At 65.0% G+C, this 13421-nt stretch carries 11 protein-coding genes; 6 read left to right on the forward strand and 5 right to left on the reverse strand.

The window, feature by feature from the left end:
* Positions 1 to 50: 50 nt before the first annotated feature.
* From grxD to purL, 4 genes are all read right to left on the reverse strand, one after another.
* On the reverse strand, positions 51 to 413 hold the full coding sequence (gene grxD / locus C2I35_RS16935) for a Grx4 family monothiol glutaredoxin (protein ID WP_103764230.1): 363 nt from the start codon (positions 411 to 413) through the stop codon (positions 51 to 53).
* The gene (locus C2I35_RS16940) at positions 410 to 646 is read right to left on the reverse strand and encodes a hypothetical protein (RefSeq protein ID WP_103764231.1); all 237 of its coding nucleotides are present in this window, start codon (positions 644 to 646) and stop codon (positions 410 to 412) included. Before C2I35_RS16940 ends, grxD begins: the two co-directional genes overlap by 4 nt.
* 4 nt (positions 647 to 650) lie before the next feature.
* The gene (locus C2I35_RS16945; RefSeq protein ID WP_057793905.1) at positions 651 to 893 is read right to left on the reverse strand and encodes a BolA/IbaG family iron-sulfur metabolism protein; all 243 of its coding nucleotides are present in this window, start codon (positions 891 to 893) and stop codon (positions 651 to 653) included.
* A 160-nt stretch (positions 894 to 1053) separates the two neighbouring features.
* Complete coding sequence (purL, locus tag C2I35_RS16950; protein ID WP_103764284.1) at positions 1054 to 3219, reverse strand: phosphoribosylformylglycinamidine synthase subunit PurL; 2166 nt, start codon at positions 3217 to 3219, stop codon at positions 1054 to 1056.
* Positions 3220 to 3365: 146 nt separating this feature from the next.
* On the opposite strand from purL, the gene C2I35_RS16955 reads away from it, so the two are divergent.
* The gene (locus tag C2I35_RS16955) at positions 3366 to 4397 is read left to right on the forward strand and encodes a pyridoxal-phosphate dependent enzyme (RefSeq protein WP_103764232.1); all 1032 of its coding nucleotides are present in this window, start codon (positions 3366 to 3368) and stop codon (positions 4395 to 4397) included.
* Complete coding sequence (locus C2I35_RS16960; RefSeq protein WP_103764233.1) at positions 4394 to 5524, forward strand: M24 family metallopeptidase; 1131 nt, start codon at positions 4394 to 4396, stop codon at positions 5522 to 5524. The genes C2I35_RS16955 and C2I35_RS16960 overlap by 4 nt, the downstream gene beginning before the upstream one ends.
* A gap of 494 nt (positions 5525 to 6018) precedes the next feature.
* Here the strand turns inward: C2I35_RS16960 and C2I35_RS16965 are convergent, their stop codons facing one another.
* Positions 6019 to 6912, reverse strand: coding sequence for a LysR family transcriptional regulator (locus C2I35_RS16965; protein WP_103764234.1), 894 nt, complete (start codon positions 6910 to 6912; stop codon positions 6019 to 6021).
* A 178-nt stretch (positions 6913 to 7090) separates the two neighbouring features.
* Between C2I35_RS16965 and C2I35_RS16970 the strand changes: the two genes are divergently transcribed.
* The 4 genes from C2I35_RS16970 to argC all read left to right on the forward strand — a co-directional run bounded on the left by C2I35_RS16970 (position 7091) and on the right by argC (position 13403).
* Complete coding sequence (locus C2I35_RS16970; protein ID WP_103764235.1) at positions 7091 to 10510, forward strand: indolepyruvate ferredoxin oxidoreductase family protein; 3420 nt, start codon at positions 7091 to 7093, stop codon at positions 10508 to 10510.
* Between the two features lie 91 nt (positions 10511 to 10601).
* Entirely contained in the window at positions 10602 to 11465 is an 864-nt protein-coding gene (locus tag C2I35_RS16975; RefSeq protein ID WP_103764236.1) for a lysophospholipid acyltransferase family protein, read from the forward strand.
* A 22-nt stretch (positions 11466 to 11487) separates the two neighbouring features.
* A complete protein-coding gene (locus C2I35_RS16980) occupies positions 11488 to 12303 on the forward strand; it encodes a glutamate racemase (RefSeq protein WP_103764237.1) in 816 nt (271 codons plus the stop codon).
* Positions 12304 to 12374: 71 nt separating this feature from the next.
* A complete protein-coding gene (argC, locus tag C2I35_RS16985) occupies positions 12375 to 13403 on the forward strand; it encodes an N-acetyl-gamma-glutamyl-phosphate reductase (protein ID WP_103764238.1) in 1029 nt (342 codons plus the stop codon).
* Positions 13404 to 13421 lie beyond the last annotated feature (18 nt).

Raw genomic sequence — 13421 nt, forward strand, 5'->3', positions numbered from 1 at the left:
GACCCCCGAGCGGGGACCGCGCCTTGGATTAACTGGATCGAAAGACCCGCTCAGGCGTTGGCTTCGCGGATCTTCTCGGCGGCGTCCTTGTCATAGGTGACGCCGTTTTGCTCGAACAGCGTGTCGAGTTCGCCAGAGAGCGTCATCTCGGTAATGATGTCGCAGCCGCCGACGAATTCGCCCTTCACGTAGAGTTGCGGGATGGTGGGCCAGTCGGAATAGTCCTTGATGCCCTGACGGATGCCATCATCCGACAGCACGTTCACATCCATGAACTCGACGCCCATGTAGTTCAGAACGCCGGCCACGCGGGACGAGAACCCGCATTGCGGCATGGTCTTGGTGCCCTTCATGTAAAGCACCACGTCGTTGGCTTTGTTCGTTTCTTCGATTTGCGTCTTGGGATCGCTCATTTCTTGGTGTCCTTCGGTGCAAAGATTTTGGCGTAGGCTTGTGGATCGCGGGGGATTTCCCAGCGCCGGACGTTGCCGCCGCCCATTCCGGATTGATAGTCGGATTCCAGGACGTGCATTCCGGTCCCCGGTTCGCTGCCACGCTTGCCGGGGGATTTGCGCTGGCCCACGATGGCGACCGCGGCGATGGCGGCGAAAACCAGGGCCAGCAGGATGATCAGCGTCCAGCTCATGGGCCTAGTCCGGGGCCTTGGTGGTCAGGGCCAGGGCGTGCAGGTCGCCCGAGGGGCCGTCCATCTTGCCCTTGAGCGCGGCATAGACGGCCCGCTGCTGCTGGACACGGTTCTTGCCCCGGAAGCTTTCGTCGATGACCTCGGCCGCGTAGTGGTTCCCGTCGCCGGCCAGATCGGTGATGGTGATCTTTGCGTCTGGGAAGGTCTCGCGGATCAGGTCCTCGATTTCCTGGACTTGCATGGGCATGTGCGCGTCTCCTTGGTGTCTGTCCCTGATGTAGAGACGGTGGGGGCCGAGTGCAAGCGACAGGCGAGGTTTCGGGCGATGTCGTCCGTGGCGGGGCAGGCCGGGATTTCGTCCCGGCATTGGCGCGACAAGGCGGGGTGAAACCCCGCCCTGCGGGGTGTCAGGCGAAGGTGTCGCCGAAGGTGCCACGATAGATCGCGGCCAGCTCGTCCAGCGGGGCGCTGGAGCGGCCCATTTGCACGTCGCTGCCGGTGAAGCGGCCTACGGACTGGATCGGCACGCCGGCCTGGCCTGCGGCAATCATCAGCGCCTCGGCTTGGTCGAAGTTGCAGGCCACGAGGTAGCGGGCCTGGTCTTCGCCGAAGAGCGTCGCGGTCTCTTCGCTGTCGAGGCAGATTCCGACGCCGGCGGCCTCGGCCATCTCGAAGGCGGCGAGCGCGAGGCCGCCGTCGGAAAGGTCGGTGCAGGCCTTGATGTATTCGGCATTGGCGCGGATGAAGTCGCCGTTGCGCTTCTCGGCATCGAGATCGACGGGCGGTGCATCGCCTTCAACGCGGTTATAGACCTCGGCCAGAAGCGCCGACTGGCCCAGGTGGCCGGTGGTTTCGCCCACCAGAAGGGCCACGTGGCCGTCGCGGGCATGCCCGGTGATGGCGGTTTCGGGGTCCTTGATCAGGCCCACGGCGCCGATGGTGGGAGTGGGCAGGATGGCGCTGCCATCGGTCTCGTTGTAGAGCGAGACGTTGCCCGACACGATCGGCATGTCGAGCGCCGCGACGGCCGCGCCGATGCCCTTGATGGCCATGACGAACTGGCCCATGATCGCGGGCTTTTCCGGGTTGCCGAAGTTGAGGTTGTCGGTCGTGGCAAGCGGCACGGCGCCAAGGGCGGTTAGGTTGCGATAGGCCTCGGCCACCGCCTGTTTGCCGCCCTCGAAGGGGTTCGCCTTGACGTAGCGGGGGGTGACGTCGGAGGTGAAGGCGAGGTGCTTGTCGGTGCCGTGCACGCGGATGAGGCCGGCGCCCTGACCGGGTGTGCGGGCGCTGTCGGCCATGACCATTGTGTCGTATTGCTCGTACACCCACTGCCGACCGCAGTAGTTGACCGAGCCGATGAGGGCCTTCAGCCCGTCGATGGGATCGACATTGGGCACGTTCGCATCGTCGAGTGCCTCGGGCGTTTCAGGCTCTTCCCAAGGGCGCTCGTATTCCGGCGCGCTGCCCGACAGGGTGGCGAGCGGCAGGTCGGCCATGACCTCGCCTTTATGCATGATGAGGAAGCGGTCCTCTGCAATGGTCTCGCCGACGATGGCGAAGTCGAGGTCCCATTTCTCGAACACGGCGCGGGCTTCCGCCTCTTTTTCCGGGCGCAGGACCATGAGCATGCGTTCCTGGGATTCGGACAGCATCATCTCGTAGGCGGTCATGTTCGCCTCGCGCTGCGGCACGGCGTCGAGGTTGAGTTTCACGCCGAGGCCGCCCTTGTCACCCATTTCCACGGCGGAACAGGTGAGGCCGGCCGCGCCCATGTCCTGAATCGAGATGACGGCGCCGGTGGCCATCAGTTCCAGCGTGGCCTCCATCAGGCGTTTCTCGGTGAAGGGGTCGCCGACCTGAACGGTGGGGCGCTTTTCCTCGATGGTCTCGTCGAATTCGGCGGAGGCCATGGTGGCGCCGCCGACGCCGTCGCGGCCGGTCTTGGCGCCGAGGTACACGACGGGCATGCCGATGCCGGAGGCGGCGGAGTAGAAGATCTTGTCGGCATCCGCGAGGCCCGCCGCGAAGGCGTTGACGAGGCAGTTGCCGTTATAGGCCGGATCGAACCGCACCTCGCCGCCCGCGCAGGGCACGCCGAAGCAGTTGCCGTAGCCGCCGATGCCCTCGACCACGCCATGCACCAGCTGGCGGGTCTTGGGGTGGGCGACCTCGCCGAAGGAAAGCGAGTTCATCGAGGCGATGGGACGCGCGCCCATGGTGAAGACGTCGCGCAGGATGCCGCCCACGCCGGTGGCCGCGCCCTGGTAGGGCTCGATATAGGAGGGGTGGTTGTGGCTCTCCATCTTGAAGACCACGGCCTGGCCGTCGCCGATATCCACGACGCCCGCATTCTCGCCCGGGCCGCAGATCACTTGCGGGCCGTCGGTGGGCAGGGTGCGCAGCCATTTCTTGGAGGACTTGTAGGAGCAATGCTCGTTCCACATGGCCGAGAAGATGCCGAGTTCGGTGAAGCTCGGTTCGCGGCCGATGATATCGAGGATGCGGTCGTACTCGTCGGGCTTGAGCCCGTGGGCCGCGATCAGTTCGGACGTGATGGCCGGTTCCTGCATGTGAAACATGTCCCCCAAGGTGCGGTGCAGATGGCGCCCCTATTAGGCCATGAACGCAGCGGGGGGAAGGGGGTGCGGCGCGGTGCGTGCCATGGGCCTTGACGGATGCCGCGCGATGCCGTCGGGTTGTGCGGAAAGGAGTTGCCATGAAGACGATCGAGAACCCGTGGCGCGGACAGGGGCTGGTGGACGGGGTACTGGCCGAGATCCCCGGCCCCAGCGTGGACGCCGCCGCGCCCTTGCGGCTGTTGTCCGAGTGCCCGGCGCATGGCGAGACGCCGCTGGAGCGGCGCGAGGCGTTCGGCACGACGCTTTTCGTCAAGGACGAGCGCGGGCGCATGGGGCTGGGCAGCTTCAAGGCACTTGGGGCGGCTTATGTGATTGCGCACGAGGCCGCCGCGACGGGGGCGGAGGACATGGCGAGGGCGCTGGCGGAGCGGACCTATGTCACCGCGAGCGCGGGCAATCACGGGATGTCGGTGGCGGCGGGGGCGAAGGTCTTTGGCGCGAAGGCCGTGGTCTATATCGCCGAGACGGTGCCTGAAAGCTTTGCCGGACGCCTGCGCGACAGGGGCGCCGAGGTGGTGCGGGCCGGGTCAGACTACGAATCCAGCATGAAGGCCGCCGAGCAAGCAGCAACGGACAACGGCTGGACGCTGTTGTCCGATAGCTCCTGGCCCGGGTACGTGGACCTGCCCTGGCGGCTGATGGAAGGTTACCTGGTGATGGCCGAGGAGGCGGTGCGGCAGATGCCGGAGGTGCCCACGTATATTTTCCTGCAAGCGGGCGTCGGCGGGCTGGCGGGGGCCTGCGCGGCGCTTTTCCGGGCGCATTGGGGTGCGGAGCCGCGCATTGTGGTGGTGGAGCCCGAGGCCGCCCCGGCGTTGCAGGCGAGTATCGAAGCGGGTCGTCCGGTGGCGACCGAAGGTCCGGTCTCGGCCATGGGGCGTCTGGATTGCAAGGAGCCATCGCTGATCGCGCTGCGTGGTTTGTCGCGGGATGCCGATGCCTTCGTGACCCTCAGTGAGGACGAGGCGGCGGAGGTGCTGCCGGAATTGAAGCTTATGGGGCTGGAGAGCACGGAATCGGGGGCGGCGGGGCTGGCCGCCGCGCGGTTGATGGGCCTTGGACCCGACGAGCGGGTGCTGTGCATCCTGAGTGAGCAAGCCGTCGGATGATCCGGGGGTTCGAGCGGGCGGAGTACGAGACCCGGACCGCGCGGGCGCAGGTGCTGATGGACCGTGCGGGGCTGGGCGCGCTCTTGCTGACGACCGAGGCGGATGTGCGTTATTTCACCGGCTTTCTGACGCGGTTCTGGGAAAGCCCGAGCCGCCCGTGGTTCCTGGTGGTGCCGCGCGAAGGTCCGCCGGTGGCGGTGATCCCGTCGATCGGGGCGGCGCTGATGGGGCGCACGTGGGTCGAGGATATCCGCACGTGGTCGGCCCCCAACCCCGACGATGACGGTGTGAGCCTGCTGGCCGCAACGCTGCGCGAGGTGGGCGGCCCGGTGGGCGTGCCAATGGGGTACGAGACGCATTTGAGGATGCCTTTGCACGACTTCGAGCGGGTGAAAGACTTGGCCGGTCTGGCGTTCACCAAAGATGCGGGACTCGTGGCGCGACTGCGGGCTGTGAAATCCCCCTCCGAGATCGCCAAGATTGAAACCGCCTGTTCCATTGCCGGTCGGACCTTTGCCCGGGTGCCCGAGATCGCGGGGGAAGGCCGCCCGCTGGCGCAGGTCTTTCGCGATTTTCAGCGCCTCTTGTTGGAGGAAGGCGCGGACTGGGTGCCTTACCTTGCCGGGGGCGCCGCGCAGGGCGGGTACGCGGACGTGATCTCGCCCGCGCCCGAGACGCCGCTCTGTGCAGGCGACGTGCTGATGCTGGACACGGGCGCGGTATGGGACGGGTATTTCTGCGATTTCGACCGCAATTTCGCCGTGGGACATGTGGGTGAAGGCGTGGCAGAGGCGCAGGGGCGGCTTGTCGCGGCCACGGCAGCGGCGATGGAGATGGCCCGGCCCGGCGCGCGCGCCAGCGATCTGTGGCGGGTCATGTCGGGTATCGTCGGGGCGGGCGAGACGGCGGGACGGCTGGGGCACGGCCTGGGGATGCAGCTGACCGAGGGGCTGTCGCTGACGGCGCAGGACCAAACCGTGCTGGAACCCGGCATGGTGATCACGCTGGAGCCCGGGATCGACCGGCCCGGCGGGCTGTGCATGGTGCATGAGGAGGTGATCGTCATCACCGATGGCGGGCCGAAGGCGCTGTCGCCTCTGGCAGGGGGTGATATTGCGGTGATTTAGGGGAGGAAGGGACCGGGATCGTGGGGATCCGTCGTAGACGCTCCACAACCGGGTGCTGAGCCGCGCCATCGACGGGCCGTGGTGCGTCGATCCAGGGCCGGAGCAGGTGCGCTTTATTCCCAAGTTGCCGCAAAAGGAACGAGGGGTGCACTCACTTCAACGACTCGATGTGCCGTGGGGACGGCCCGTCGATGGCGCGGCGGAGCAGCTGGCTGCGCCTTGATCCCGCGCCAGCGAGCGAAGGGTCAGCAGCTGCTGCAACCTGATTTCATCATGCGTCAGCCATCCCGACAGGCCAAAAAAAAGGCCGAGCAATAAGCTCGGCCAAAGTCCAACAGGGAGGTATGAAGTGATCGGGTTGATCACCGTCATGACCGCGAATTAGTACCCGTTTTCCGAGCGTTCAAGGGTAATCAGGTCGCAGGAGGCGAAAACCTGCTATGCTGTTGCCGCATAGCTGCATCGGCGGTTGTCCGAGAAATGGGCGTAATGCCTTATTTTGCGACGTTTTTGCGATAGGCCACGATCTCTTCCTGGACGAAGTCGCGGAATGCCTTGATGCGTTGCGACTGGCGCAATTCCTCGGGGTAGGCGAGGAAGACCGGCACGTCCGATGACTGGACCTCCGGCAGGACGCGCACGATCTGGTCGAAATCCTGGCCGAGGTAGTCGGGCAGCACGCCGATTCCCAAATTGTTGAGCACGCCCTGCAACACGCCGTAATAGTTGTTCACCGTCAGCAGCGAGGGGATGTCGTAGGTCATCAGCTCGCTGACGAGCGTCGCGCCCGCGCCGACCTGCGCCGAGCGGGGGTTCTGGCAGATGATGCGGTGCTGGCTGAGGTCTTCCATCCGTTCCGGCGTGCCGCGCTCGTCGAGGTACTTCTGGGTCGCGAACAGGCACATGTTGATCATCATCAGGCGCTTGCGAATGAGGTCGGCCTGGCTAGGTTCCTTCATGCGGATCGCCACGTCAGCCTCGCGCATGGGCAGGTCGAGCACGCGTTCCTCGAGCATCAGGTCGATGTTGAGGTCGGGATAGGTGGCGAAGAGCTTGGGCAGGCGCGGGGCCAGCCAGAGCGTGCCGAAGCCGATGGTGGTGGTCACGCGCAACTCGCCGAATACCTCCTCCTCGCTGTCGCGGATGCGGGCGGTGGCGGCGTCCAGGCGCTTGACCATGGCGCGGGTGGCATCGAACAGAAGCTCGCCCTGCTCGGTCAGGATCAGGCCGCGGGCGTGGCGATGGAAAAGTGTGGCGTTGAGTGATTCTTCGAGCGCGCGAATCTGCCTCGAGACGGCCGATTGCGACAGGTGAAGCTGGTCGCCGGCATGTGTGAGGCTGCCGGCATCGGCCACAGCGTGAAATATTCTCAGTTTGTCCCAATCCATTTCGCAACTTTCAATGCAATCCAATCCCGCAGGCGCAATAGCAGAAAAACATCTGCGGTTCACAGCCGATAGCGTGGAAAAAACGTGAAACTTTGTGTTAGGTCACGTATTATGACCTAAAATACGCCTATATACCTAGCAATTGCGCGGGATCGCGCAAGCGCCTCGGGAGGACGACATGAGCGATCAGAAGATTTCCCTGAACGACCGGCTGGATTTGACCAAATCGCAGATTCTGCTGAACGGCACGCAGGCGCTAGTACGGCTGATGCTGATGCAGGCCGCACGGGACCGGGCCGAGGGGCACAATACCGCGGGCTACGTGACGGGCTATCGCGGCTCGCCCCTGGGTGCGGTGGACATGCAGATGGCGCGTGCGGAAAAGGTGCTGGCCGAGGCGAACGTGACCTTTCAGCCGGGCCTGAACGAGGACCTGGCAGCCACGGCCCTGTGGGGCACACAACAGGCGCAGCTGCGCGGCGAGGGCAAGCACGACGGCGTCTTCGGTCTGTGGTACGGCAAGGGGCCGGGGGTGGACCGCTCGGGCGACGTGATGCGCCATGCCAACATGGCCGGGACCGCGCCGCTGGGCGGCGTGCTGATGGCGATGGGGGATGACCATACCGGGGAGAGCTCCACGGTTTGTCACCAGTCGGATTGGGCGCTGGTGGATGCCTATATGCCGGTGCTGTCACCTGCCGGGGTACAGGAGATCCTGGACTTCGGGCTTTACGGCTTTGCGCTGTCGCGCTTTGCGGGCGTCTGGGCGGGGCTGAAAACCATGAAGGACACGGTGGAGGTGACCAGCGTGGTCGATGGCAGTCTCGACCGGATGAATTTCGTCCTGCCGGAGTTCGACATGCCGGATGGGGGCCTGAGCATTCGGCTTGGGGATCACTGGATCGCGCAGGAAGCGCGGATGATCGACCACAAGAGGTACGCCGCCGAAGCCTTTGCCCACGCGAACAAAATCGACAAGCGGGTGTGGGGTAAACCCGGCGCAAAGATCGGCTTCGTCGCTGCGGGCAAGAACTGGCTGGACCTGACGCATGCGCTGGACATGCTGGGGATCGACGCCGCCGAGGCCGAGCGTCTGGGGTTGACGACCTACAAGGTGGGCCAGACCTTTCCGATGGACATGAAGGGCTTTCACGACTGGGCCGAGGAGCTGGACCTGATCGTGGTGGTCGAGGAAAAACGCAAGCTGATCGAGATCCAGATCAAGGAGGCGATTTTCGACGACCGGCAGGGGCGGCGCGTCTATGGCTGGTACAAGGGCGGCGCGGGCGGCCTGCATTCCGAGGAACTGTTCCCGACGCGCATGGCGCTGGACCCGGTGATGGTGGCCGAGAAGATCGGCACCATCCTGGTGGAGGAAGGCCGCGGCACGGACCGCGTGAAGGCCGGGTTGCAACTAATTGACGAAGCGAAGAAATCGGACAACGCCGAAGAGCTGGCGGCGCGGTTGCCGTATTTCTGCGCGGGGTGTCCGCACAACACCTCGACCAAGGTGCCGGAGGGCGGGCGTGCCTATGCCGGGATCGGATGTCACATCATGGCGCTGTGGATGGACCGCGAGACCAGCGGGTTCACGCATATGGGCGCGGAAGGCGCGAACTGGATCGGCGAGGCGCCGTTTTCCAACCGCGAGCATGTGTTCCAGAACCTTGGCGACGGAACGTATAACCACTCGGGCGTTCTGGCCATTCGCGCGGCGTTGGCTGCGGGTGTGAACATCACGTACAAGATCCTTTACAACGACGCGGTCGCCATGACCGGCGGGCAGACCAACGAGGGCGGTCTGGGGCCGGACCGGATTGCGCGAGAGTTGCAGGCGATGGGCGTGGAGCACATCGCGGTGGTCTATGACGAGAAGGAAGAGCCGGAGAAGGCGCATTTCCCCTCGGGCATCGGCTGGCACGAGCGGGCCGAGATGATGCAGGTGCAGCAGAAGTTTCAGGAAATCAAAGGCGTATCGGCCATTATTTACGTGCAGACCTGCGCTGCCGAGAAGCGCCGCCGCCGCAAGCGCGGCACCTTTCCGGACCCCGACAAGCGGGTCTTCATCAACACCGATATCTGCGAGGGCTGCGGGGATTGCGGGGTGCAGTCGAACTGCGTCGCCATCGTGCCCAAGGAAACCGAACTTGGCCGGAAGCGTGCCATCGACCAGTCGAGCTGTAACAAGGATTTTTCGTGCCTCAAGGGGTTCTGCCCGTCCTTCGTGACGCTGGAAGGGGCGAGGATCCGCAAGGAGGCGTCGGCCGATCTGGACCTGCCGGATCTGCCGGAGCCCGCGCTGCCCAGGATCGACGGCACCTATAACGTGGTGATCACCGGCGTCGGCGGCACCGGCGTGGTGACCATTGGCGCCGTCATGGCGCAGGCGGCGCAGATCGACGGCAAGGGCGCGGGCATGATGGAGATGGCCGGGCTGGCGCAGAAGGGTGGCGCAGTTCATATCCACTGCCGGATTGCCGAGAAGCCAAGCGATATCAGTGCCATCCGGGTTGCCACGGGCGAGGCGGATGCGCTGATCGGCGGCGACCTGGTTGTCAGCGCCGGAGCCAAGACGCTGGGACTGACGCGGAAGGGGCGCACGGGCGGCGTGGTCAACAGCCACGAGATCATGACCGGCGATTTCACTCGCGACACCGAGTTCACGCTGCCGACCGACCAGCTGGCGCTGTCGCTGAAGGCGCGGATGCAGGACGACGTGGTGCTGTTCGACGCCAGCGAGCTTGCTCGGGTGGCGATGGGCGACGCCATTTTTTCCAACATGATCATCTTTGGCGCGGCATGGCAGCGGGAGCTTGTGCCACTCAGCAAGGCGTCCATCGACGCCGCCATTGAACTGAACGGCGCGGCGGTGGAGCGCAACCTGCGGGCCTTCGATATCGGGCGGTGGGCCGCGGAGCACCCGCAAGAGGCGGACCGGATGGTGACGCCGACCGTTGTGGAAAAGCCGAAGTCGCTGGAGGAGAAGATCGCGTTCCGCGCCGATCACCTTGTCGGCTACCAGGGCAAGCGGCTGGCGAAACGGTATCGCAAGCTGGTCGACGGAATAGAGAACGGGACCGTGCGCGAGGCGGTGGCCTTGGGCTATCACAAGCTATTGAGTTACAAGGACGAATACGAGGTCGCGCGGCTGCTGATCCAGAGCCGGAAAAAGGCCGAGGAAGAGTTCGCGGGCGATTTCGACATGACCTTTCACCTGGCCCCGCCGATCCTGAGCAAGACCGGCCCGGACGGGCGGCCGAAGAAGCGGCAGTTCGGGGCGTGGATGGAAAAGCCGATGCGCTTGATGGCCAACTTCAAGGGCTTGCGCGGCACGCCGCTGGACATCTTCGGCTATAGCGAGGAGAGGCGCATGGAACGTGCCCTGATCCGCGAGTACGAGGCGGACATGGCCGAGGTGCTGCCCAAGCTGGAGGGCAAGACCCAGGACGCCATCGTGGCGCTGGCGGAATTGCCATTGCAGATCCGCGGCTTCGGCCCGGTGAAGATGGCGAACGCGCAAAAGGCGGCCAAGCAGCGCGAGCATCTTTTGCAGGTGATCCGCGACGGGGGGCAGGACGTGGCGCGGGCGGCACAGTAGGGCACTCCCGTGTTTGTTACCTAGAATTCATCGCCCTGTTACGTGGCGGGGCGATGTAGTTGGATGCACGCGAATCGAGACGGAAGGTGAGATGCGCCAGGAACGCCACGTGGCCCGTGACATCAGCTATGCCTATTCGGCGCAGACCCGCGGGGGCCGCGCCATGATCCGCACGATGGAAAACCTGACGGGCCGCATTCGGCTGATCAAGCGGGCGGCGGGCTATGAGCAGGAAGTCGCAGCGGGCCGCGATTTCTGGCAGGTGATGGTGGAGCGGTATGGCCTGACGCTGGACGTTGTGGGCGGGCGCCTGGACAACATTCCGCGCACCGGGCCGCTGATCCTGATTGCGAACCATCCCTACGGCATTCTGGATGGGATGATGATGGGGCATATCCTGAGCCAGACGCGGGGCGATTTCCGTATCCTCGCGCACAAGGTGTTCCGCAAGGCCGAAGACCTGAACCGGATCATCCTGCCGATCAGCTTTGACGAGACGAAAGAGGCGGTCGCGCTGAATATCGAGACCCGCAAGACAGCGCTGAATTATCTGCGTGACGGCGGGGCCATCGGCATTTTCCCCGGCGGCACGGTCAGCACGGCGGCGAAACCCTTTGCCCAGCCGCTCGACCCCGGCTGGCGGGGCTTCACGGCGCGGATGGTGGCGAAATCGGATGCGACCGTGGTGCCGATCTTCTTCGAGGGGCACACCAGCCGGTTGTTCCAGCTGGCCAGTCACTTGCATTACACGCTGCGCATGGGGCTGCTGATCAAGGAATTCTGCAAGCGGGTGGACACACGCGTGCAGGTCGTGGTGGGCCAGCCGATCTCGCAGGACGAATTGCGCGCACGGGCCAAGGACACAAAATCCATGATGGCGTTTCTGCGGCACAAGACGTATGAGCTTAGCACGCGTCCGGTGAACCCGGACGAGATTGGCTTCGAATACGACTAGGGGCGCGGGCAGCGCGGGACATATGGCAGTTGGAATTTTCGACAGCGGGCTTGGTGGCCTGACGGTTCTGAGCGCCGTGGAGGCACGGTTGCCGGAGGTGGCACTGGTGTATCTGGGCGACAATGCCAACGCGCCTTACGGTGTGCGCGATCCCGAGGATATCTTTGCCCGCACCAAGGCGCATGTGCATCGGCTGTGGCATGACGAGGGGTGCAACCTGGTGATCCTTGCGTGCAACACGGCGTCCGCCGCCGCCCTGCGCCGGATGCAGGAGGAAGGCGTGCCGCCGGGCAAGCGGGTGCTGGGCGTCTTCGTGCCGCTGATCGAGGCGCTGACCGAGCGGCAGTGGGGCGACAATTCCGCCCCGCGCGAGGTGGCGGTGAAGCATGCCGCGCTTTTTGCAACGCCCACGACTGTCAGCAGCCGGGCGTTTCAGCGGGAACTGGCCTTTCGCGCCATCGGCGTGGACGTGGAGGCGCAGGCCTGCGGCGGCGTGGTGGACGCCATCGAGGATGGCGACATGATATTGGCCGAAGCGCTGGTGCGCAGCCATGTGGACGCGCTCAAGCGCAAGATGCCCAATCCGCAGGCCGCCGTTTTGGGGTGCACGCATTACCCGCTGGTCGAGGACGTGTTCCAGGCGGCCTTGGGGCCGGAGGTGCAGGTGTTCTCGCAGCCCAACCTGGTGGCGGCGAGCCTGGCCGATTACCTGTCGCGGCATCCGGACATGGCGGATGGCGGGACCGGCGTGCGGTTCCTGACCACGGGCGACCCCAAGCGCACCTCGGACCGGGCGACGCAGTTCCTGCGACGAGGGATCACGTTCCAGGCCGCCTGAGGCCAGCGCGTCGCATTGCGGGGCCGCGCATTCTTCCTTACATGACTGTTAACTGACGAAAGAGGTCTGACATGACCCATAAAATCGCCATTCTGGGCGCCTCGGGCTATACCGGCGCCGAACTTGTCCGGCTGATCGCGACGCATCCCGGGCTGGAGATTGCCGCGCTGTCGGCCAATTCCAAGGCCGGGCAGACCATGGCGCAGGCGTTTCCGCACCTGCGGCACCTCGACCTGCCCACGCTGGTGACGATCGACGAGATCGACTTTACCGGGATCGACCTGTGTTTTTGCGCCCTGCCGCACAAGACCAGCCAGGAGGTCATCTCGGCGCTGCCCAAGGATCTGAAGATCGTGGATCTGAGCGCGGATTTCCGGCTGCGCGATCCGGCCGCCTATGAGAAATGGTACGGCAACCCCCATGCGGCGGTGGAGATGCAGAAAGAGGCCGTCTATGGCCTGACCGAGTTTTACCGCGATGCCATCCGCGAGGCGCGGCTGGTGGCCGGAACAGGGTGCAACGCCGCGACCGGGCAATACGTACTGCGCCCGCTGATCGAAGCCGGGGTGATCGACCTCGACGACATCATCCTGGACCTGAAATGCGGGGTGTCGGGGGCCGGGCGGAGCCTGAAGGAAAACCTGCTGCATGCGGAGTTGTCGGAGGGGTATCACGCCTATGCTCTGGGGGGGACGCACCGGCATCTGGGCGAGTTTGACCAGGAGTTCTCGGCCATCGCGGGGCGCGACGTGCACATCCAGTTCACGCCGCACCTGGTGCCGGCGAACCGGGGGATTCTGGCGACGGGGTATGTGAAGGGCGAGGCGAAGGCGGTTTACGAGACGCTTTACAACGCTTACGCGGATGAGCCGTTCATCGAGGTGTTGCCCTTTGGCGAGGGGCCCAGCACCCGGCATGTGCGGGGGAGCAACTTCTGCCATATCGGCGTGGTCGCGGACCGCATCGAGGGGCGGGCCATCGTGGTCGCCGCGCTCGATAACCTGTGCAAGGGGTCGAGCGGGCAAGCCTTGCAGAACGCCAACCTGATGTTAAATCTGGACGAGACGACGGGGCTGATGCTGGCGCCGGTGTTTCCGTAGTTTCCCTGAGGAGGACGG

The organism is Roseovarius confluentis (genome assembly GCF_002917925.1).
In the GTDB taxonomy this organism is placed as follows: domain Bacteria; phylum Pseudomonadota; class Alphaproteobacteria; order Rhodobacterales; family Rhodobacteraceae; genus Roseovarius; species Roseovarius confluentis.

Bases quoted from the DNA above. Each gene is read 5' to 3' on its own strand.
- grxD (WP_103764230.1), bottom strand. From the start codon at position 413: ATGAGCGATCCCAAGACGCAAATCGAAGAAACGAACAAAGCCAACGAC.
- C2I35_RS16940 (WP_103764231.1), bottom strand. From the start codon at position 646: ATGAGCTGGACGCTGATCATCCTGCTGGCCCTGGTTTTCGCCGCCATC.
- C2I35_RS16945 (WP_057793905.1), bottom strand. From the start codon at position 893: ATGCCCATGCAAGTCCAGGAAATCGAGGACCTGATCCGCGAGACCTTC.
- purL (WP_103764284.1), bottom strand. From the start codon at position 3,219: ATGCAGGAACCGGCCATCACGTCCGAACTGATCGCGGCCCACGGGCTC.
- C2I35_RS16955 (WP_103764232.1), top strand. From the start codon at position 3,366: ATGAAGACGATCGAGAACCCGTGGCGCGGACAGGGGCTGGTGGACGGG.
- C2I35_RS16960 (WP_103764233.1), top strand. From the start codon at position 4,394: ATGATCCGGGGGTTCGAGCGGGCGGAGTACGAGACCCGGACCGCGCGG.
- C2I35_RS16965 (WP_103764234.1), bottom strand. From the start codon at position 6,912: ATGGATTGGGACAAACTGAGAATATTTCACGCTGTGGCCGATGCCGGC.
- C2I35_RS16970 (WP_103764235.1), top strand. From the start codon at position 7,091: ATGAGCGATCAGAAGATTTCCCTGAACGACCGGCTGGATTTGACCAAA.
- C2I35_RS16975 (WP_103764236.1), top strand. From the start codon at position 10,602: ATGCGCCAGGAACGCCACGTGGCCCGTGACATCAGCTATGCCTATTCG.
- C2I35_RS16980 (WP_103764237.1), top strand. From the start codon at position 11,488: ATGGCAGTTGGAATTTTCGACAGCGGGCTTGGTGGCCTGACGGTTCTG.
- argC (WP_103764238.1), top strand. From the start codon at position 12,375: ATGACCCATAAAATCGCCATTCTGGGCGCCTCGGGCTATACCGGCGCC.